Source organism: Aeromonas sp. 602658 (assembly GCF_049173005.1).
Taxonomy (GTDB): domain Bacteria; phylum Pseudomonadota; class Gammaproteobacteria; order Enterobacterales; family Aeromonadaceae; genus Aeromonas; species Aeromonas veronii_A.
Genome location: NZ_JAAKRF010000002.1, coordinates 497523 through 516199, shown reverse-complemented (window position 1 = coordinate 516199; position 18677 = coordinate 497523). Strand labels below are relative to the sequence as shown.

Sequence of the window (18677 nt, the reverse complement as noted above, 5' to 3'; positions counted from 1 at the left end):
CCCGAGCGGCCAAAGGGATCAGACTGTAAATCTGACGGCTCTGCCTTCGAAGGTTCGAATCCTTCTCCCTCCACCATCATTCAGAAAACCCGGCCTGGTGCCGGGTTTTCGCATTTCTGGTCTGCCCAATCCGTTATTCCTCTGCCCTCCAGTGCCTTATCGCCGTTTGCCCGCTGCCGATCGCGCAATAAAAAACGGGAGGCCTGCGCCTCCCGTTTACGTTCATATCAGCCCTGTTACAGGATGAAGCGTTACAGGGTGAAGCGATAGAAGATATCGACCGCCTGAGCCACCCCGCTCATCGCTTGCAGATAGAGCCGTGGCAATACCTCGTAGCGCAGCTTGAATTCGGCGATGGGGCTGAAGACCCCGACTCCGTACTGGAACTGCAAGCCCGGCAGCAGATATGCAGACAGAGTCACCTGGGTGTTGTCGCCACTGCCCGCCGTATCGAGGGAGACATCGCTCATCCCGAGCGACTCGCCGATGCTCGACACCACGCCGTTGGCCTGACTCACCGCACCGGCCACCAGCAGACCGTTGAAACCGCCATCATCACCGCCGGTCTGCAACCCTTTGCCACGCAGCAGATAGGAGAGCTGTTCCGACTGCGCCATCTGCGGCTCGGAGTAGACAGTGATCTCAGGCTTGCTGGCAGGGCCGGTCACCCGCACCCCAACCGTCACCTGACCTTCGATGGTATCGGGATCCCGGTTAGCCTCGATGTTGAGGAAGGGCCGATCCAGCGGACCGGAGAAGAGGATCCGCCCCTCCTTGATGATGAGGTTCTGACCATAGGCCTTGAAGCGGCCGTTGGTCAGCACCAGCTGGCCGTTACCTGCCAGCGGCTTCTCGGGATCCTGACGGATATTGAGACCGCCGGAGACATCGGTCTTCAGCCCCATGGCATCAAGCTTCACATCGTTGCCAAGGCGGATCGCCACTTTCATCGCCAGCGGCAGGCTGGCCTGCTTGGGAGCAGGGGGCAGATCGTCATAGACCACAGTCACATCGTCGGAGACCGCCACCGCCGAATCCGGCAGGCTCTTGACCAGAATGCGCGCCCAGGGAATATCCACCTGACCGGTAATCCGGGTCTCCTCCCCCAGCGACACCGCGATATCGGGCGAGACTCTGACCCGGCCCATGCCCGGATATTGTGCCTCCAGATCCTTGCCCTGAATGGTGAGGCTGCCGCTGACCGGCATCTTGGCCCAGCTGAGCCAGCCGCCCAACGCCAGCGGCCCCTTGCCCACCAGCATGGAGCCATCGAGCTCGGCGCGATTGCCTTCAATCTTGAGGCGGGTCACCAGCTTGGTCAGGGTCACCATATCGGAGTGAGTCTGCACTTCACCGTCACGCAGGTTGAGCTGACCAAACAGCAGGGGCGCCGCCAGGGTGCCGTCGAAGCGGGCATCGGCGGAGATGATCCCTTGCAGGGAGCGCACCTCAGGGATGAGCGGCGCAAAGATATTAAGCTTGAGGTCGTCAAACTTGAGCTGACCGCCGAGCAGACCGCGACCGGCAGGCTCCCTGATCAGCAAATCGGTATCGATATTGCCGATCTGCTTGGAGGCAAAATCGAGGCGAATGGCCGCCTGCTGCCGCTCGAAATCCAGGGCCAGAGCCAGCTGCTGATAGTCGGTCTTGAGGCCATCGGCCACAAAAGTGCCCGGCGTGGTGCGCACCACCGCATGCAGGGTCGGCTGATTGCCACGCCAGCTGGCACGCCCATCGGCGGAGAGCATCGCCTGCCAGCGGAAGTTGTCCGGCAACCAGGGGCGCAGCCGCTTGAGATCAAACTCGCTCAGGGCAAACTCCAGGGTGCCCTGCGCAGCAGAGACCTGACTCCCCTTGACGCAGAGGCTGGCCCCCTGGGAGCCGAGGCAGAGATCCCCCATCGCCAGCCGCTGACGCGGCAGATCAAGATCCAGTGCCCAGGGGGAGCTCAAGTCCCAACGGCGCAGCGGGGTTTTCAGCCGCAACTCGGAGAGCGCCCCGCGCCAGTGATCCCCCCGCACACCGCCCCCCAGTTTGAGGTTGGCGGCAACAGGGTCACCCTTCATGGTCAGGGTCAACAGATGCTGACTGATATCGCCGCTGAGGTTCAAGGCCAGCTGGCTGAGCTTGGTATCCCCCTGTTTCAGCTGCGCCACCAACAATGCGAGTTCACCGGCCGGTTTGGCGCCGATCACTGCATTGCCCTTGAGACTAATGCCCTTCAGGTCGGTGCCGGCATAGTAGAGCCGGTCGGAGGCGAGATCCGCATCGATTTTTGGCGTCTGCTGATTGCCACTGACCTTCACCTGTCCCTTGATATCCCCTTTCAGGCCAGGATAGATGCCCCCCAGCTGGGGAGCCTGCAGGTTGGCATCGAGCTTCCACTGGGCGCTGCTGATACTGCCCTTGGCCTGCAACTGGTTGGGGCCACTTTGCAGCGAGAGCGCCGGGATCAGCCACTCCATCTTGTCGTTGCCGCTAAGCACCCCCTTGAGGGCCAGCGGGTACTGGTTGAGTTTGCCATCCACCTTGAGCTTGGGCAGTTTCAGCTCCCAGTGGCCCGCTTCGTTCATCACGAAACGGCTCTCCAGCTCACCGGCCAGCGTCCCTTTCAGCTCGGGCAGCAGCTCGGCCGGATTGATCCCCTTGAACAGGGTCGTTCCCTGCCACTCGATCCCCTTGTTCCAGGCGAGCTTGCCATCGAGCTTCAACTCCCCCTTGAGGGCATTGAGCTGCAAGGCTATCTTGCTGAGCCGCTCCAGCTCCCCCTTCCCGTCCAGCGCAAGCTTGAAGGGGGGGACATCGGTTCCCTTGCCGGAGGTATTGAGGGCAAACTGATAGCCGGAGAGCTTACCCTTGGCAGTCAGGCTCCCTTTATCCAGCCGATAGCTCGGCTCATCTTTGGCAGGCTTGTGAAGAGGCCAACCGAGGCTCTTCCAGTCGAGGGTCAAATCAAAAGGGAGATCCGGGTCGAGGGCGGCCAGCGAGCCCTTGAGATTGGCTGCAATCGGCCCCTTTGCCGACAACGCCAGCCCCAGCTTGCCGACCGAACCGCTCAGCGCCAACGTGGCCTGCTCACCCTGCAGTTCGCCATCCAGCAACCCCTTGCGAGCCTTGGCATCCAGCGTCACCGCCAGCGGGTAGTCATCACTTAGCTGAATGTGGCCCTTGAGCGCCAGATCGGCCATGGCGTGGCGCAGCGAGAGCTCGCGCACCTCGATGCGATCGTCGGCAGCAGTGGCCGAGAGCAGCAGCTTGTCGAGCCCTTCAATCAGCTCGCCCTGCTTATATTGCACCTGGGTCGCGCTGACCCCTTCCAGCTGGATGGGGAAAGGAAGATGAATGGCGGGCAGGAGAATGGGGGCAGCCTTTGCCGTATTTGGAGCTGGCGTCCCTTTGCCCTGTTTGACGGTCTTGGCGCTGGCCTTGTCGGTACGAGCAACCGCAGCACCGGCTTGCTTCTCGTTAGCGGCCGGCTGCTTGGCGGATTTGGCTGCGCTGGCAGGTGTCGCGTCATCCAGCGTCACCGTCAGGTTATCGAGCACCGGGCCGCGTACAATCAGCCCCTTGCGGTTGAGGGTGGCGCCGATATCGAGGGATCCCAGCGTCACGGCAACACCGGGTACCGCCAGATCGAGGTCAGCCACCTTGAGACTGTCGACCTGAATTTTGAGGGGGAGCGGATGCCAGACAAAAGGCTCCGACGGCTCTTCCGGGGCAGGCTCCGAGTCCGCCACCTTGACCACCGGATGAGTCACTTCAAGCGATTTGATCCAGAGTTTGCCCTGCAGCAACTTGCCAAGATCCCAGTCGAGCACGGCGCGATCCACCGTTACATCCACCAGCTCATCCTGCCAGCCGGCCCCTTCCAGGGTCCAGCCATAGCCAAGCTGACCGGCAACCAGCTCCCCCTTGAGGGAAGGCAGCGCCCCTTTGGCCTGTTGCCACAACCACTTGTTGCCCTGATGGGTGAAGCCCAGCAGGCTGACGCCGATGAGCAGCAGGAACACCAGCCCCATCAGCCAGAGAAAGATGCGTTTTAGCCAGATCACAATGCAGACCCCCGCGCAAGATACAGCCGCAGCGGCCAAAGAAAAAAGCGTTTAGACAACATCATAATTCAGGCCCCAATGCGAAATGCAGCCGCAAGGGCTTGTCCTCCTCCGATACCCCGACCGCCAGATCCAGCCTGACCTGGCCGATGGGGGTGACCCAGCGCACACCGACGCCGGTACCTATTTTCCAGGGCTCGCTGTAATCGGTGGTGGAGGTGCCGCCATCCACAAACATGGCCCCCAGCCACTTCTCGCTGAAGCGGTAGTTGTATTCCAGACTGGCCACGCTGGTGTAGCGGCCACCGGTCAGCTTGCCATCCGGCCCGGTGGGGGAGATGCTCTCATAACCAAAGCCGCGCACCGTCTGATCGCCACCGGTAAAGAAGCGCAAGGACGGCGGCACCAGCGAGAAGCTGTCACCTATGATGGCCCCCTGCTCGGCCCGCATCAGGAATCTGTGGTTATCGCCGAGGGTACGCAGCCACTTGCTGCGCCCCCACACCCGCATAAAGCTGATGTCGGAACCCCATCTGGGGTCGGAGAACTCCAGCGTCAGCTGCTGGCGATCACCCCAGTCGGGCACCAGGGTGCCGCGCACCCGCAGTCGGGACCAGGAGACCCCGGGGATCAGCAGCAAGCTGTTCCCCTCGTCGGCGCCCTGGGTATAGATCTCGTTCTCCAGCCGGATAAAGACGTCCCGATCCCAGCTCTCCGGCCGCCGCGTCCAGCGGTGCACACCGATGGTAGTGAGATCGGATCGGGTATCGTTGTTGTCCTTGTACTGGTAACCGGTCTGGATGGAGTAGTAGTCCCGCAGCGGGTTGCCCACCGGGATCTGGTAGTCGAAGCTGAGCTCGGCCTCCGGCGCCGACACCTTGGCGGTGGCAAACAGACGGTGACCATAGCGGTTGACCCAGGGCTTCTCCCAGGTGGCACTCATCCGCGGGCCTACGTCGGTGGCGTAACCGATACCTGTCTCGATTTCGTGATCGACCCGGTTATCCAGCGTCACCGCGATGGGTACCCGATAGTTGCTCGCCTCGCTCAATACCGGCTTGATATCGACCTGACGGAACAGCTTGGTGGAGGAGACATCCTGCGACATCTCGGCCAGACGGATGGCGAGATAGGGATCGCCGCTCTTGATGTTGATAAGCGGGCGAATAAGGTGAAGCGCTTCGGGAGTGGCATCGTAGCGGATCTCGCCAAAACGGTAGCGATGGCCCGATTCGAACAGAATAAAGATCTCCGCCGTCCCCTTGTCCGGGAACACCTTGACCTGACTCTTGCTCAGCTTGGCATCAAAGTAACCGCGGGCCAGCCCGAGGCTGCCCAGATCGGCCTTGATGGATTCATATTTGGCGTGGTTGAGGGGCTCGCCCTCTTTGAGGGGCAACTTGTCCAACAGGGCGCTGTAAAGCTCGTCGCTGCCCGCATCCCCCTCCAGCAGAATATCGAGGCGGGAGACGATGACCGGCTCCCCCTTGTCCACCTCAATCACCACTTTGGACGGGGTTTTCTTGTCGCGACTCAGGGTGATTTTCGGCTGGTAGTAGCCATAAACCTGCAGCGCCTTTTGCACGCTCTCGGTGATTTTGGCGCGGGCCGGGCGGTATTGCCGCTCCTGATAGACTGGCAGGGCATTGAGGTAGGCTTCGACGTTATCCTTGTTCTCCCCTTTCAACCCCTTGAGCTGATAGGTGAGCTTGGCGGCAAACGCGGGCGAAGCCAGCAGTGACAGCAACAGGCCCACCCCCAGTACCCGCAGGCCGCGGCGAAACGCAGAGCCAGACAGTGAACGCCCTGCCAGCAGGGATGAAATGCATCCTGTCAAAGGTCAATATTCCTGAATCTGTGGTGAAGGAAACCAGCGCCCTTTCGGGCCAACCCCGAATGCGGCGCAGCACACCATGCCGTGCATGGCCGTGACACAAAAATGCGCGCCAGAAAAATGGCGAACCTTATCCTAACATAGGCGTCGGCCAGCGACAGCGCGGTGCCATTGGCAAATTCGCCATATCTTTTAAGAGGTTGACCACAAATCACACATTTTGGTGACAATGACGCCGCCCGCTTTCCCGATGGAAGCGAATTGACCCGCCCTGAATAAGGCTCACCCCACCATCAGGCACCATTTGTCACCTCTCCTCCTCTCTTTGCAACCAGAAACCCACCACGACAGAGTTTGTCGGCATAGCCCCACCCTCACCGTTTAACAGGCCCGGCACACGCCAAAGCCTGCCGTAGCGGGTGATTAAGAATTGCTCGTTCAGCGCAATCGAATTATCCCGCTGCCTTTGCGAACGTCCCTCCCTCACACTTGAACCATCAACTGAAGGAGACACATCATGCATGCACGTAGCGAACAGATGGCTGACTATATTGCCGATCGTCTCGAGTTCATCACCTTCCTCGCCTGTTGCAGCGCCCTGCTGGCCCTGCTGACCGGCATGAGTGGCCAGCAGGCGCTGGCCTTTACCGCCCTGAACCTGCCGTTTGGCCTCGGCATTTTGCTGGGGATGGCGCTGCTGGCCCCCCTGCCCGTCCACTGGCGGCTGCCGGGCATCACCTTGCTGCTGGCAGGTTGCGCCCTGATGACCCTGCAACTGGGGGGTGAGTGGCTCAATCCGCTGGCCATCTGGAGCCTCTACGCCCTGCTCGGGCTGGAGATCATCTGGCAAGCGCGTCCCCGCGCCATGCTGGCCACCCGCGCTCGCCAGTAACAGGGCTGACGATCGCCGGTAAATGGCAGGCTGTGATGGCTGACGCCAGTGGCAAATTGGGGTACTCTTGCGCCCCATTTGTCAATACGATGTACCGCCATCCTGGCGTTAACAATCGCCGCCATCACTCCCAGGAGCGCCCCGATGAAAAAAGCCTGTGCCCAGCACATTCTGGTCAAGACCGAAAAACAGTGTCTGGAGATCAAGGAGAAGATCGAGAAAGGAGCCGACTTCGGCCAGATGGCCAAGCGCTTCTCCACCTGCGCCTCCTCAAAGCGCAGCGGCGATCTGGGGGAGTTCAATAAAGGGGATATGGTCAAGCCCTTCGACGATGCCGTCTTCAAGGGCGAACTGCTCAAGGTGCTGGGGCCGGTGCGCACCAAGTTCGGCTTTCATCTGATCAAAGTGCTCTATCGCAACTAAGTCATCGCAACTGACCATTTTCTCGGTGAAGCTCCCGTCAGGCGGGCTTCATCGACCTCTGCATCTCCCTCGCAAAACTGACCAAAACCACGCCAAACTCTCATCAATTTACTAACGTTATCAGGCAATTAAGTTTATCCTTCTCGGCATTGTCCACATTCGACGATGGATCCCGTGCTATGCCCCGCTCTTGCTTGTGGCCCCTGCTGGCCTGGTTACTCCCGCTCGCTGGCGCCCTCGGCAGCCGCCTTCATCTCTGGCCCTGGTGGATCGGTTTTGCGATCTGTCTCATCGGAGCCCTTGTCTCCCTGATCTTGCTGGTGCGTCTGCCCTGGAGCCGCAACCGCTACGCCAGCGGCCTTGGCGCCTTGCCACTGCTGCTACCGCTGACCTTTGTGCTGCAGGCGCTGCGGATGCCGCTGATCAACGATGTGAGCACAGATCCCTACAATCCCCCCCAGCTACGCTGGGCGGCAGAGCTCAGAACGGCGCAGGATCTGCCAATAAATAGCGCCCCGCTGAAAGCATTTGAAAGAAATCCCGGTCCTCTCTTTACCCATACCGCCCCCGAAGAGGTGGTTATTGAGGCTGAGGAGCTGATGCAGGAGCTGGGCTGGCAAGTACGACCCAGCCCCGACGGTCTGGATGCAGTGGTTACCACCGGCTGGTTCGGCTTTCAGGATGATGTGGCGCTGCGGGTCTTTGCTGGCCCCAAAGAGACCCGCATCGATATGCGATCAGCCTCCCGTCAGGGGCAAAGCGATCTGGGCACCAACCGGGCGCGGATCGAGGATTTCCTGACCCGCCTGAACGAGCGCCTCGGTCAGGCCTACAAACCCAATTTGAAACCGTAAGAGTGAAACAACAAGAAGGTAACTGATGCGCGTTGAGGTCAAACCCGACCGGGAATATGCCTGGTTTATCCGCCCCTTTTTCTGGCTGCAAAAGCGCAACTATGGTCAGGTGCTTATTCCGGGCAAGTGCTGGGGCCGCTCGCCGCGCCTCTTTGCCGCCGTCGCCACCCTCTACGGCGTCATCAACCGCAAACGCTCCCCCATCGATCCCGTGCTGCGCTCGCTGGTGACGGTGCGGGTCTCCCAGCTCAACTGGTGTCGTTTTTGCGTCGACATCAATGCCATGACCCTGGTAAAGAGAGCCGGCTCCAGCGAGAAGGTGGAGGCGCTGGCCAACTGGCGCGAAAGCTCCTTGTTTGACGAGCGGGAAAAAGCGGTGCTCGACTACGCAGAAGCGATGACTGGCCTCGATGGGGTGAGCGATGAACAGGCGGCCCGCCTCAAGCCCTGGTTCGACGACGATGCCATGGTGGAGCTGACCGGCCTTATCGCATTCCAGAACATGTCGGCCAAGTTCAACGCCGCCCTCGATATCGCGCCGCAGGGCTTCTGCCAGCTGCCGGTGCAGCCGGAACGCCCCGCCCAGCCAGACAGCAAGGACGCCTGATGAACCGGACCCGCCTGCTGCTTGCACTGGTGATGGGGAGCCTTATCGGCACCTTTTTTGCCCTCGATCTCGGTCGTTACCTCACTCTGGACGCCTTGCAGGCCCAGCAGGCGGCAGTGGCGCAATGGGTCGACAGCCATTTTGTCTCGGCCAGCCTGCTGTTCGTGCTTATCTATGTGCTGAGCACCGCCCTCTCCCTGCCCGGCGCCAGCTTGCTCACCCTGGGGGGCAGCGCGGTGTTCGGCGTTGCCTGGGGGCTGCTGCTTGTCTCCTTTGCCAGCACCCTAGGCGCAACCTTGGCCTTTCTCAGCGCCCGATTTCTGCTGCGCGACTGGGTCACCGTCCGCTTTGGCGACAAGCTGGCCACCTTTCAGTCCGGCATGGCGAAGGAGGGGGCCTTCTATCTGCTCAGCCTGCGCCTCATCCCCATCTTCCCCTTCTTTCTGGTCAATCTGCTGATGGGGCTCACCCCCATCAGAGTCAGCACCTACTACTGGGTCAGCCAGCTTGGCATGCTGCCTGGCACCTTCGTCTACGTGCTGGCGGGCAGCGAGCTTGGCCAGTTAACCAGCACCGGCAATATCCTCTCCCCCGGCCTGATGGTCGCGTTGACCCTGCTGGGGCTGATGCCCTGGCTGGTCAAGAAATTGACCGCATACCTCGCCCAGCGGCGCCTGCTCGCCCCTTACCGCAAACCCGCTCGCTATGACTACAACCTGCTGGTGATCGGAGCCGGTGCAGGTGGGCTGGTCACCAGCTATATCGCGGCAGCGGTGAAGGCCAAGGTGGCGCTCATCGAGAAACACAAGATGGGGGGCGATTGCCTCAACAGCGGCTGTGTCCCCTCCAAGGCATTGATCCGAAGCGCCCGCTTTGCCGCAGAGCAGCGCAAGGCCGACGAGCTGGGCTTTAGCCCAAGCCACTCCCGCGCCGATTTTGCCGCCGTGATGGAGCGGGTGGCTGAGGTTATCAAGGAGGTCGAGCCCCACGACTCCATCGAACGCTATCAGGGGCTTGGAGTGGAGTGCATCGAAGGAGAGGCGCGGTTGGTCTCCCCCTGGGAGGTGGAGGTTAACGGCAAGCGCCTTGCCAGCCGCCATATCGTTATCGCCACCGGCGCCCGACCGCTGGTGCCCAAGCTTCCGGGGCTGGATCAGGTGCCTTACCTCACCTCGGATAGCCTCTGGCAGCTGCGCACCCCGCCGCGCCGCCTGCTGGTGCTGGGCGGTGGCCCTATCGGCTGCGAGCTGGCCCAGAGCTTCGCCCTGCTCGGCATTCCCGTGACCTTGGTGGAACTCTCGGAGCAACTGCTGCCCCGCGAAGATAGAGAGGTAGCCGACACCCTGGCCGGGCAGATGAGCCGCGATGGTGTGCAGCTACTCACCGGCTGGCGCGCCAAACGAGCCGACTATCTGCCCACAGCCGATGGGGATCTCCCCATCCGGCTGCAACTGCGCCGAGGCGAAAAAATACAGGTGGTGGAAGGGGATCAACTGCTGCTGGCACTGGGACGGGTCGCCAATGTGAGCGGCTTCGGGCTCGAAGCGTTGGGGGTCGAGCTTGCCCCCCGCGGCACCCTAGCGGTCGATGGCTTCCTTGCCACCAACTTCCCCAGCATACTGGCGGTGGGAGACGTAGCGGGCCCTTACCAGTTCACCCACTTCGCCGCCCATCAGGCCTGGTATGCGGCGGTCAATGCCCTGTTTGGCCAGTTCAAGCGCTTTCGGGCGGACTATAGGGTCATTCCGGCGGCCACCTACACCACGCCGGAGATTGCCCGGGTCGGCCTCAATCGCAAGGAGGCCGAGGCGCAAGGGATTCCCTTCGAGGTGACCCGCTTTGAGCTGGCCGAGCTGGATCGCGCCATTGCCGATGGCGAGCGCCACGGTTTTGTCGAGGTGCTGACCGTACCGGGCAAGGATACTATCCTTGGCGCCACCATAGTGGGCACTCACGCCGGTGAACGGATCGCCGAGTTCGTGCTCGCCATGCGTCACCGCCTCGGCCTTGGCAAGATCCTCGGCACCATTCACGCCTATCCCACCCTGATGGAGGGGAACAAATATGTGGCAGGTGAATGGAAACGGGCCCACCAGCCCACCCGGGTGCTGGCGTTGCTGGCCCGTTATCACCGCTGGCGCCGTGGCGCCTGACAATAAGGGAAACGTTTATGCTCAAGCCATGCTCTCTGCTCAACTCACGCCTCAGATCACGCCTCAACTCTCGGCTCAAACAGCGGCTAAATGCCCTGCTGTGCACCCTGCCACTGCTCGCCAGCGGCCCGCTGTTAGCCACTCCTGATGACAGCTGGCAACGGACCCTTGAGGAGGCGAAGGGACAGACCGTCTACTTCAACGCCTGGGGCGGCAGCCCGGAGATCAACGCCTATCTGGTGTGGGCCGGGCAGGAGCTGGCGCGCGACTATCAGGTCAAGCTGGTACAGGTAAAGGTGGATGATATCGCCCAGAGCGTCAGCCAGCTGCTGGCCAACAAACAGGCGGGCAAGCAAACTGGCGGCCCCATCGACCTGCTCTGGGTCAACGGCGAGAACTTCAAGGCGCTCAAGGAGCAGGGACTGCTCGGCGCTCCCTTTACCGCCGAGCTGCCCAACATGGCGCTGGTAGACAGCAGCCTGCCGGTGAGTGAGGACTTCACCCTGCCGGTGGAAGGGCTGGAAGCCCCCTGGGGCATCGGCCAGCTCAATCTGATGGTCGACACCGAAGAGGTCACTAGAGCGCCCACCTCGGCAACAGCCCTGCTGGCATGGGCCAAGGCCCATCCCGGTCGCTTCACCTATCCCAAGCCGCCCCAGTTCCATGGCTCCAGTTTTCTCAAGCAGATCCTGCTGGAATTGACGCCAGACCCCGCCCCCCTCTATCGGGAGGCGACCGAGCGCGATTTTGCCCAACTCACCGCCCCGCTCTGGGCCTGGCTCGATGAGCTGCATCCGGCACTCTGGCGCAAGGGCAAGCTGTTCCCCACCAGCGCCGCCGAGACCCGCCAACTGCTCGATGATGGCGAACTGGCCATGGCCATCAGCTTCAATCCGCAGGAGGCGCAGAGCGCCGCCCAGATTGGCGCCCTGCCCCCCAGCGTGGAAGCGGTAGCCATGGAGAAAGGGGCGCTCACCAACAGCCATTTTCTCGCCATCCCCTTCAACGCCAGTGCCCGTGCGGGTGCCAAGGTGGTGGCCAACTTCCTGCTGAGCCCGGCGGCGCAGGCGCGCAAGGCCAATCCGGCCTTATGGGGTGATCCCAGCGTGCTGCGGGCCGATGCCCTGCCTGACTCCGCCAAAGAGCAACCGGCACTACGCTTCAAAGCGGTGGCCGAGCCTCACCCCAGCTGGCAGCTCAAGCTGGAAGCGGCCTGGGCCGAGCGTTACGGTCACTGATGAGTGCCGCTGGTCACCCGCTTTCCCGCTCCCGACCGTGGCGCCGGTTGACACGCCCCCCCAGTATGAGTACGGGGATGGCGGTCATTTATCTGGCGCTCTTCGTCATCCCATTGCTGGCGGGGCTGTGGCAACTGCTGGCGGAAGGGATGACCGCCTCTCATCTCGCCTTGCTGCTGGCCCAGCCAGGCCTGTGGCACTCCGCTGCGCTGAGCCTGTGGATTGGCGCCGCCTCCACCCTCGGCAGCCTGCTGTTGACCTCCTTGCTGCTGGCCCACAGCGACAGCCGGGCTTTCGGGCTGCTCCGCCGCCTGCTCTCGCCCATGCTGGCCATGCCCCACGTCGCCTTTGCCATCGGTTTTGCCTTTTTGCTCGCCCCCTCCGGTTGGCTGCTGCGGCTCATCTCGCCAGCTCTGACGGGGTTTGATCTCCCCCCCGATTGGCAGACCATCCGCGACCCTTGGGGGCTCGGGCTGATTGCACTGCTCGTTTTCAAGGAGACCCCCTTTTTGCTGCTGATGGCGATGGCCGCACAACAGCCCATCTTGCTGGCACGCCAGCAGTGGCTGGGGGCAAGCCTCGGTTTTAGCGCCCCCCAGATCTGGTGGCGCCTGCTGCTACCGGCGCTCTGGCCCGCCCTGCGCCTGCCCATCTATGCGGTGGCGGCCTACGGTGTGGCGGTGGTGGATCTCGCCCAGCTGCTCGGGCCCGATGCCCCCGCCCCGCTGGCGGTGCGGTTGTGGCTCTGGTATCAGGACCCGGATCTGCTCTGGCGCGGCGCCACCGCCAGCGGCGCCCTGCTGCTGCTCGCCATCACGGCGCTGCTGATCGCCATGCTCAGATTACTGGAGTGGCTTCATCAAGAGGTGAGCAAAGGCTGCTGGCTCGATGGCAAACGGGCTGCGTCCCACTCCTTTGCCAACCGGCTCGCAGCAGGCTCTGCATTCACTCTGATCACCGTCAATCTGGCGGTGCTGGTGGCCCTGCTGCTCTGGTCGCTGGCGCGCCGCTGGCCCTTTCCCGCCCTCTGGCCCAGCCAGTGGAGCAGTCACTACTGGCTGGATCTGCTGCCAACCCTGCTGCCACTGCTGGCAACCAGCGCACTGCTGGCACTGGCGAGCGGCTTGCTCGCGCTGATGATGGCGGTGCTGAGTCTGGAGGCACAAGCCGGCCGCCGCCCCTGGCCACTCTGGCTTATCTGCCTGCCACTGTTGCTGCCGCAGGCGAGCCTGCTGTTTGGCATCCGGATCGGGCTGGACTGGCTTGCACATGACGCGATAAGCAGCGGCATTGGCTGGAGCTGGGTGCTCTGGAGTCAGCTGCTGTTTGTCTTTCCCTATGTCTATTTGTGCCTGCACGGCCCCTATCGCCAGTTCGATCCGCGGATCACCCAGAGCGCCCTGCTGCTGGGGGCAACGCCATGGCGAGCCTGGTGGCAAGTGAAAGCGCCGCTGCTGGCGCGCCCGCTGCTGTTTGCCTTTGCGGTGGGGGCTGCGGTGAGCCTGGCCCAATACCTGCCGACCCTGCTCTTTGGCGCAGGCCGGGTCGCCACCATCACCACCGAAGCGGTGGCCATCGGCAGCGGCCTCAACCGGCGACTGGCGGGGCTATACGGCCTGCTGCAACTGCTGCTGCCGCTCGTTATCTATCTGCTGGCGCTCTGGCTGCCAGCGCAGATCAATCCGGCGCTCAAGGGGGGCGGCTCACGATGAACTCTCACGATGGAAACAGCCATATGCTGAGCACCACGCCTCTTCGACTTTACCTTGATGAAAATCTGCTGCTTTCGCTGCCCCCCCTGCAGGTGGCGCCGGGCGAGGTATTGACCCTGATGGGGCCCAGCGGCTGCGGCAAAAGCTCCCTGCTGGCGGCGCTTGCGGGGGTACTGCCCGGCACGCAGACAGATAGCGGCCCGATCCGGCTGGAAGGGGAAATCAGGCTCGGCAAGCGGTTACTCAGCGCCTTGCCTGCGCAGGCTAGGCGCATCGGCATGCTGTTTCAGGATGATCTGCTGTTTGACCATCTGACGGTGGCGGAAAACCTGATGTTCGGCATGCCGGCGACCATCAAGGGAAAACGTGCGCGGCGGGAAAAGGCGCTGACCGCATTGGCGCAGGTCGCACTGGCAGATCAGGCTGACAAGCTGCCGCAGCTGCTGTCAGGGGGTCAGCGAGCGCGGGTCAGCCTGCTGCGGGCACTGTTGGCGGAACCCGACGCCCTGCTGCTGGACGAGCCCTTCTCCCGCCTCGACAAGCCGCTGCGGGCCGCCTTTCGCGAGCTGGTGTTCGCGCAGATCAAGGCGCTGGCCATCCCCGCCATCCTGGTGACCCACGATGCGGAAGACGCGCCGGGCACCATACTCAACCTCACCGAATGCCACTGTTAACCGAGGAGTGTTCACCTTGTTTGATCGCCATCTGATCCCCGTGATCCGCAGCCCCCTCACCCAGCTTGCCAAACCGCTCTGCCGCGCCGGGATCAGCGCCAACCAGATAAGCCTCACCGGCTTTGCCATCGGCATGCTGGCGTTGCCGCTGCTGGCCTTTGGCTGCTATCAATGGGCGCTTGCAGCGATCCTTCTTAACCGTTTGTTGGACGGGCTGGACGGCGCCGTGGCGCGGGAAACCGGCATCACCGACTGCGGCGGCTTTCTCGACATCACGCTCGACTTTATTTTCTACGCCGCTGTGGTGCTGGGCTTTGCCCTCGCCGCCCCTGCCAATGCGCTGCCCGCCGCCACTCTGCTGTTTGCCTTTATGGGTACCGGCTCGAGCTTTCTGGCGTTTGCCATCATGGCGGGCAAGCGGGGGATCGACAATCCGGTCTACCACCACAAGTCCCTCTACTATCTGGGTGGCCTCACCGAGGGGAGCGAGACCATAGCCTTCTTTGTGCTGATGTGCCTGTGGCCCGCCGCGTTCGCCACGCTCGCCTACGGCTTTGCCCTGCTCTGCGCCATCACCACCCTGACCCGGCTCTGGAGCGGTTACCACACCCTGCGTCCCCCCGAGCGCTAACCAGCACAGCCCTCACAGAAGGGCTAATCCATCGCACGATGAATTGGCGGCAAACAAGGCGCACGGAACACTTGCACGGGGATGGCAATGTTTTACCATGACGACACTTTTATCAGTCTCTTTGAGAACCCTATGCGTCGCCTTGCCTCTCTTCTCACTCTGTCGTTATTCCCCCTGCTCGGTGGCTGCAGCAGCGCCCCCGCGCCAAAGCCCGTGGTCGTCCCCCAGCCCAAGAGCGCCTTTATCAATCAAGCGCCATCGAGCAAACCCGTTTATACACAAGGGGTTAGCAAGGGGGACTTCGCCAATCGCCCCAACGTGGATCGGTTCGTCCAGAAAATGGTCGAGAAGCACGGTTTTGACAACGCCCAGCTGCATCAGGTGCTGGCACAGGCAGAGCGTTACGACTGGATCATCCGCCTGATGGATGCCCAGGCGCCGACTACCGCCAAGCCCACCGGCCCGACCGGCGCCTGGAACCGCTATCGCGCCAAGTTCATCACCCCAGACAACGTACAGAACGGCGTCAACTTCTGGCGTGAATACGCAAGCGAGCTGAACCGGGCGGAGCAGATCTACGGGGTGCCGCCGGAGATCATCGTCGGCATTATCGGGGTGGAGACCCGCTGGGGCCGGGTGATGGGCAAGACCCGCATTCTGGATGCGCTGGCCACTCTGGCATTTGATTATCCGCGCCGCGCCGAGTTCTTCACGAGCGAGCTGGAAGCCTTCCTGGTGATGACCCGCGACGAGGGGATGGATCCCACCGAACCCAAGGGCTCCTATGCGGGCGCTATGGGCTACGGCCAGTTTATGCCCTCCAGCTTCCAGCGCTATGCGGTGGACTTTGATGGCAACGGCCACACCAACCTGTGGGATCCGGTAGATGCCATCGGCAGCGTCGCCAACTACTTCAAGGCCCACGGCTGGGAGAAAGGCCAACCGGTTGCGGTGCGCGGTCAGGGCCAACTGCCCGGCTATGAGCATGGCTTCCAGACCCGCTACCCGGTCGCTACCCTGCGCCGCGCAGGGCTCACCCCCACCAGCAGCCTTGGCAACCACAGCGAGTCGAGCCTGCTGCGCCTCGATGTCGGCACCGGCTACCAATACTGGTACGGCCTGCCCAACTTCTACACCATCACCCGCTACAACCACAGCACCCACTACGCCATGGCGGTGTGGCAGCTGGGGCTGGCGGTGAAGGCGGCGCGCTGATAACTCGCTGGCATAAAACAGACAATGAAAAAGGAGCCATCATGGCTCCTTTGTTATATCCAACGTTCCACCTCATCAGGGGCTCAAGGATGGCTACCTGATTTAGACGCCTGCCTTGGCCAGCGCAGCAGAGACGATCTGCTGGGCCTCCTGCTGGATGAGGTCGAGGTGCGCGTCGCCCTTGAAGCTCTCCATATAGATCTTGTAGATAGATTCGGTACCGGAGGGGCGCGCCGCGAACCAGCCGTTCTCGGTCACTACCTTGAGACCGCCGATGGCGGCATCGTTGCCCGGTGCCTTGGTCAGCTTGGCGATGATGGGCTCACCCGCCAGGGTGGAGGCTTCTACCAGTGCCGGATCCAGCTTGGAGAGCACCGCTTTCTGGGCACTGTTGGCCGGGGCGTCGATACGGCGATAGCTGGAGCGGCCAAACTTGGCTTCCAGTGCGTCGTAGTGAGCCTGCGGATCCTTGCCGGTGACAGCCAGAATTTCCGCCGCCAGCAGCGCCAGAATGAAACCATCCTTGTCGGTGGTCCAGACGGTGCCGTCTTTGCGCAGGAAGGAGGCGCCAGCGCTCTCCTCGCCGCCAAAGCCGAACTCGCCGCTGTAGAGGCCATCCACGAACCACTTGAAGCCGACCGGCACCTCTTTCAGAGTGCGGCCAATCTCGCCGGCAACCCGGTCGATCATGGACGAGGAGACCAGCGTCTTGCCGACGGCTGCATCGGCAGACCAGCCAGTGCGATGGGTAAACAGATACTGGATCGCCACCGCCAGATAGTGGTTCGGGTTCATCAGGCCGGACTTGGTGACGATACCGTGGCGATCGTAGTCAGGGTCGTTGCCAAGGGCGATGTCGAACTTGTCTTTAAGGGCAATCAGGCTCGCCATGGCGAACGGGCTGGAGCAGTCCATCCGGATCTTGCCATCTTTATCCAGGGTCATGAAGGAGAAGGTCGGGTCGACCTTGTAGTTCACCACCTCGATATTCAGGCCATAGGTCTTGGCGATGACGTCCCAGTAGGCAACGCCGGAGCCACCCAGCGGATCGACACCGATCTTGATGCCCGCGTTCTTGATGGCATCCATATCCAGCACGTTCTTCAGATCATCCACATAGGGGGTGACATAGTCGTGCTCGACTACAAACGGGCTCTTGAGCGCCTCGGCGAACGGCATCCGTTTCACGCCGGCCAGACCCGCTTCCAGAATGGCGTTGGCGCGGTCCTCCACCCACTTGGTGATCTCCCCTTCGGCAGGGCCACCGTGGGGCGGGTTGTACTTGAAGCCACCATCCTCCGGCGGGTTGTGGGACGGGGTGATCACCACGCCGTCAGCACGAGCAGCAGGCTTGCCAGCATTGTGGCGCAGGATGGCGTGAGAGATGACCGGGGTCGGGGTAAAGCCGAGGCCAGCCTGAATGCGGGTTTCAACGCCGTTGGCGGCCAGCACTTCGACGGCGCTGGCAAAGGCGGATTCGGACAGGGCGTGAGTATCCATGCCGACAAACAGCGGGCCAGTGATACCGGCCTGCTGGCGATACTCCACCAAGGCCTGAGTCACCGCCAGAATATGGGATTCGGTAAAGGCACTGTGCAGGGCGCTGCCGCGGTGGCCGGAGGTACCGAAGGCCACCCGCTGCTCGGGGCGGCTCATGTCCGGCTTGTTGAGGTAGTAGGCGCTGACCAGACGGGGAATATTGGTCAGGTCGCTTAAACGGGCCGGCTGACCGGCGTGGGAATGCTGAGCCATGGCGTTTTCCTTGCGTAATGGCGGCCTTGCCGGGCAAGGCCTGAGTCTTGAAGAATCGTTAAATTGCGCCACACACTTGCGCGATCACCTCTTCGCCATAGCCCATGCTGGCCATCAGCTGGGCCACCATGTTCTGCTTGCGGCTGGTGTTGGTGTTGGTGATCACCCAGAACGGGGTCTCCGGTACCGGCTTGGGCTTGGTGGTGCTGCCACTGGCACGCAGAGCCTCGGGATCCTGCGAGAAATAGACGCGCTTGCGCCCCTTGATTTCGGTGGCTTGGGTAAACCCGACCGGATCGTCCCGGTAGAGGGTACTGAGCACCTGCATGAAGCGGTTGATGGACTTCTCTTCCTTTTGCAGCTCACCGGAATCGAGCAGGGCTTGCAGCCCTTGTTGGGTGGCTACCGCACTGGGCTGCGCGACGGCAACGGGCTCGGCAACCGGCACACCTTGGTGAGCAGGCTGTTCCAGCAGACGGCGCAGGATATCGGAGGCACTCTCACCAATGTGCCGGGTCTGGCTGGCGATATAGAAGTAGAGATCGTCATCAAGCTCGATGGTTTTCATAGGGATGCGCTGGACTCGTCGAAATTCGGATGCGGCGATTATACATAGGCAAACCCGACAGCCCAAGCAAGG

Annotated in this window: 14 protein-coding genes; 10 read left to right on the top strand and 4 right to left on the bottom strand. The window is 62.2% G+C overall.

Going from position 1 to position 18677, the window contains the following annotated elements; genetic code table 11:
• Window positions 1-251: 251 nt before the first annotated feature.
• Both G5253_RS04655 and G5253_RS04650 read right to left on the bottom strand, forming a co-directional pair.
• The gene (locus G5253_RS04655; protein ID WP_266134402.1) at window positions 252-4052 is read right to left on the bottom strand and encodes a translocation/assembly module TamB domain-containing protein; all 3801 of its coding nucleotides are present in this window, start codon (window positions 4050-4052) and stop codon (window positions 252-254) included.
• Between the two features lie 61 nt (window positions 4053-4113).
• A complete protein-coding gene (locus tag G5253_RS04650; protein WP_266134403.1) occupies window positions 4114-5889 on the bottom strand; it encodes an autotransporter assembly complex protein TamA in 1776 nt (591 codons plus the stop codon).
• A 514-nt stretch (window positions 5890-6403) separates the two neighbouring features.
• On the opposite strand from G5253_RS04650, the gene G5253_RS04645 reads away from it, so the two are divergent.
• The 10 genes from G5253_RS04645 to mltB all read left to right on the top strand — a co-directional run bounded on the left by G5253_RS04645 (window position 6404) and on the right by mltB (window position 16285).
• The gene (locus G5253_RS04645) at window positions 6404-6778 is read left to right on the top strand and encodes a hypothetical protein (protein ID WP_266134404.1); all 375 of its coding nucleotides are present in this window, start codon (window positions 6404-6406) and stop codon (window positions 6776-6778) included.
• A 144-nt stretch (window positions 6779-6922) separates the two neighbouring features.
• Entirely contained in the window at window positions 6923-7201 is a 279-nt protein-coding gene (locus tag G5253_RS04640) for a peptidylprolyl isomerase (RefSeq protein WP_033136755.1), read from the top strand.
• A 179-nt stretch (window positions 7202-7380) separates the two neighbouring features.
• Window positions 7381-8055 (top strand): DUF1499 domain-containing protein, encoded by a 675-nt coding sequence (locus G5253_RS04635; RefSeq protein ID WP_266134405.1) that lies wholly within the window; start codon window positions 7381-7383, stop codon window positions 8053-8055.
• 25 nt (window positions 8056-8080) lie between these two features.
• On the top strand, window positions 8081-8662 hold the full coding sequence (locus G5253_RS04630; RefSeq protein ID WP_266134406.1) for a carboxymuconolactone decarboxylase family protein: 582 nt from the start codon (window positions 8081-8083) through the stop codon (window positions 8660-8662).
• On the top strand, window positions 8662-10815 hold the full coding sequence (locus G5253_RS04625; protein ID WP_266134407.1) for an FAD-dependent oxidoreductase: 2154 nt from the start codon (window positions 8662-8664) through the stop codon (window positions 10813-10815). The genes G5253_RS04630 and G5253_RS04625 overlap by 1 nt, the downstream gene beginning before the upstream one ends.
• Window positions 10816-10832: 17 nt before the next feature.
• Window positions 10833-12053, top strand: coding sequence for an ABC transporter substrate-binding protein (locus tag G5253_RS04620; RefSeq protein ID WP_266134408.1), 1221 nt, complete (start codon window positions 10833-10835; stop codon window positions 12051-12053).
• Window positions 12054-12130: 77 nt separating this feature from the next.
• The gene (locus tag G5253_RS04615; protein WP_266134409.1) at window positions 12131-13765 is read left to right on the top strand and encodes an ABC transporter permease; all 1635 of its coding nucleotides are present in this window, start codon (window positions 12131-12133) and stop codon (window positions 13763-13765) included.
• A gap of 23 nt (window positions 13766-13788) precedes the next feature.
• Window positions 13789-14439, top strand: a complete 651-nt coding sequence (locus G5253_RS04610) for an ATP-binding cassette domain-containing protein (RefSeq protein WP_266134410.1) — start codon at window positions 13789-13791, stop codon at window positions 14437-14439.
• 16 nt (window positions 14440-14455) lie between these two features.
• Window positions 14456-15070: a CDP-alcohol phosphatidyltransferase family protein gene (locus tag G5253_RS04605; protein WP_266134411.1), complete on the top strand. Its 615-nt coding sequence runs from the start codon at window positions 14456-14458 to the stop codon at window positions 15068-15070.
• Between the two features lie 132 nt (window positions 15071-15202).
• Window positions 15203-16285, top strand: a complete 1083-nt coding sequence (mltB, locus tag G5253_RS04600) for a lytic murein transglycosylase B (RefSeq protein ID WP_236768574.1) — start codon at window positions 15203-15205, stop codon at window positions 16283-16285.
• A 102-nt stretch (window positions 16286-16387) separates the two neighbouring features.
• Here the strand turns inward: mltB and pgm are convergent, their stop codons facing one another.
• Together pgm and seqA are read right to left on the bottom strand one after the other, a co-directional pair.
• Window positions 16388-18037, bottom strand: coding sequence for a phosphoglucomutase (alpha-D-glucose-1,6-bisphosphate-dependent) (pgm, locus tag G5253_RS04595; protein ID WP_021231101.1), 1650 nt, complete (start codon window positions 18035-18037; stop codon window positions 16388-16390).
• 58 nt (window positions 18038-18095) lie between these two features.
• Complete coding sequence (seqA, locus tag G5253_RS04590; RefSeq protein ID WP_058056013.1) at window positions 18096-18605, bottom strand: replication initiation negative regulator SeqA; 510 nt, start codon at window positions 18603-18605, stop codon at window positions 18096-18098.
• Window positions 18606-18677 lie beyond the last annotated feature (72 nt).

What these genes read in the sequence shown, in the direction of transcription:
- G5253_RS04645 (WP_266134404.1), top strand. Translation starts at nt 6,404, where the DNA reads ATGCATGCACGTAGCGAACAGATGGCTGACTATATTGCCGATCGTCTC.
- G5253_RS04640 (WP_033136755.1), top strand. Translation starts at nt 6,923, where the DNA reads ATGAAAAAAGCCTGTGCCCAGCACATTCTGGTCAAGACCGAAAAACAG.
- G5253_RS04635 (WP_266134405.1), top strand. Translation starts at nt 7,381, where the DNA reads ATGCCCCGCTCTTGCTTGTGGCCCCTGCTGGCCTGGTTACTCCCGCTC.
- G5253_RS04630 (WP_266134406.1), top strand. Translation starts at nt 8,081, where the DNA reads ATGCGCGTTGAGGTCAAACCCGACCGGGAATATGCCTGGTTTATCCGC.
- G5253_RS04625 (WP_266134407.1), top strand. Translation starts at nt 8,662, where the DNA reads ATGAACCGGACCCGCCTGCTGCTTGCACTGGTGATGGGGAGCCTTATC.
- G5253_RS04620 (WP_266134408.1), top strand. Translation starts at nt 10,833, where the DNA reads ATGCTCAAGCCATGCTCTCTGCTCAACTCACGCCTCAGATCACGCCTC.
- G5253_RS04615 (WP_266134409.1), top strand. Translation starts at nt 12,131, where the DNA reads ATGGCGGTCATTTATCTGGCGCTCTTCGTCATCCCATTGCTGGCGGGG.
- G5253_RS04610 (WP_266134410.1), top strand. Translation starts at nt 13,789, where the DNA reads ATGCTGAGCACCACGCCTCTTCGACTTTACCTTGATGAAAATCTGCTG.
- mltB (WP_236768574.1), top strand. Translation starts at nt 15,203, where the DNA reads ATGCGTCGCCTTGCCTCTCTTCTCACTCTGTCGTTATTCCCCCTGCTC.
- pgm (WP_021231101.1), bottom strand. Translation starts at nt 18,037, where the DNA reads ATGGCTCAGCATTCCCACGCCGGTCAGCCGGCCCGTTTAAGCGACCTG.
- seqA (WP_058056013.1), bottom strand. Translation starts at nt 18,605, where the DNA reads ATGAAAACCATCGAGCTTGATGACGATCTCTACTTCTATATCGCCAGC.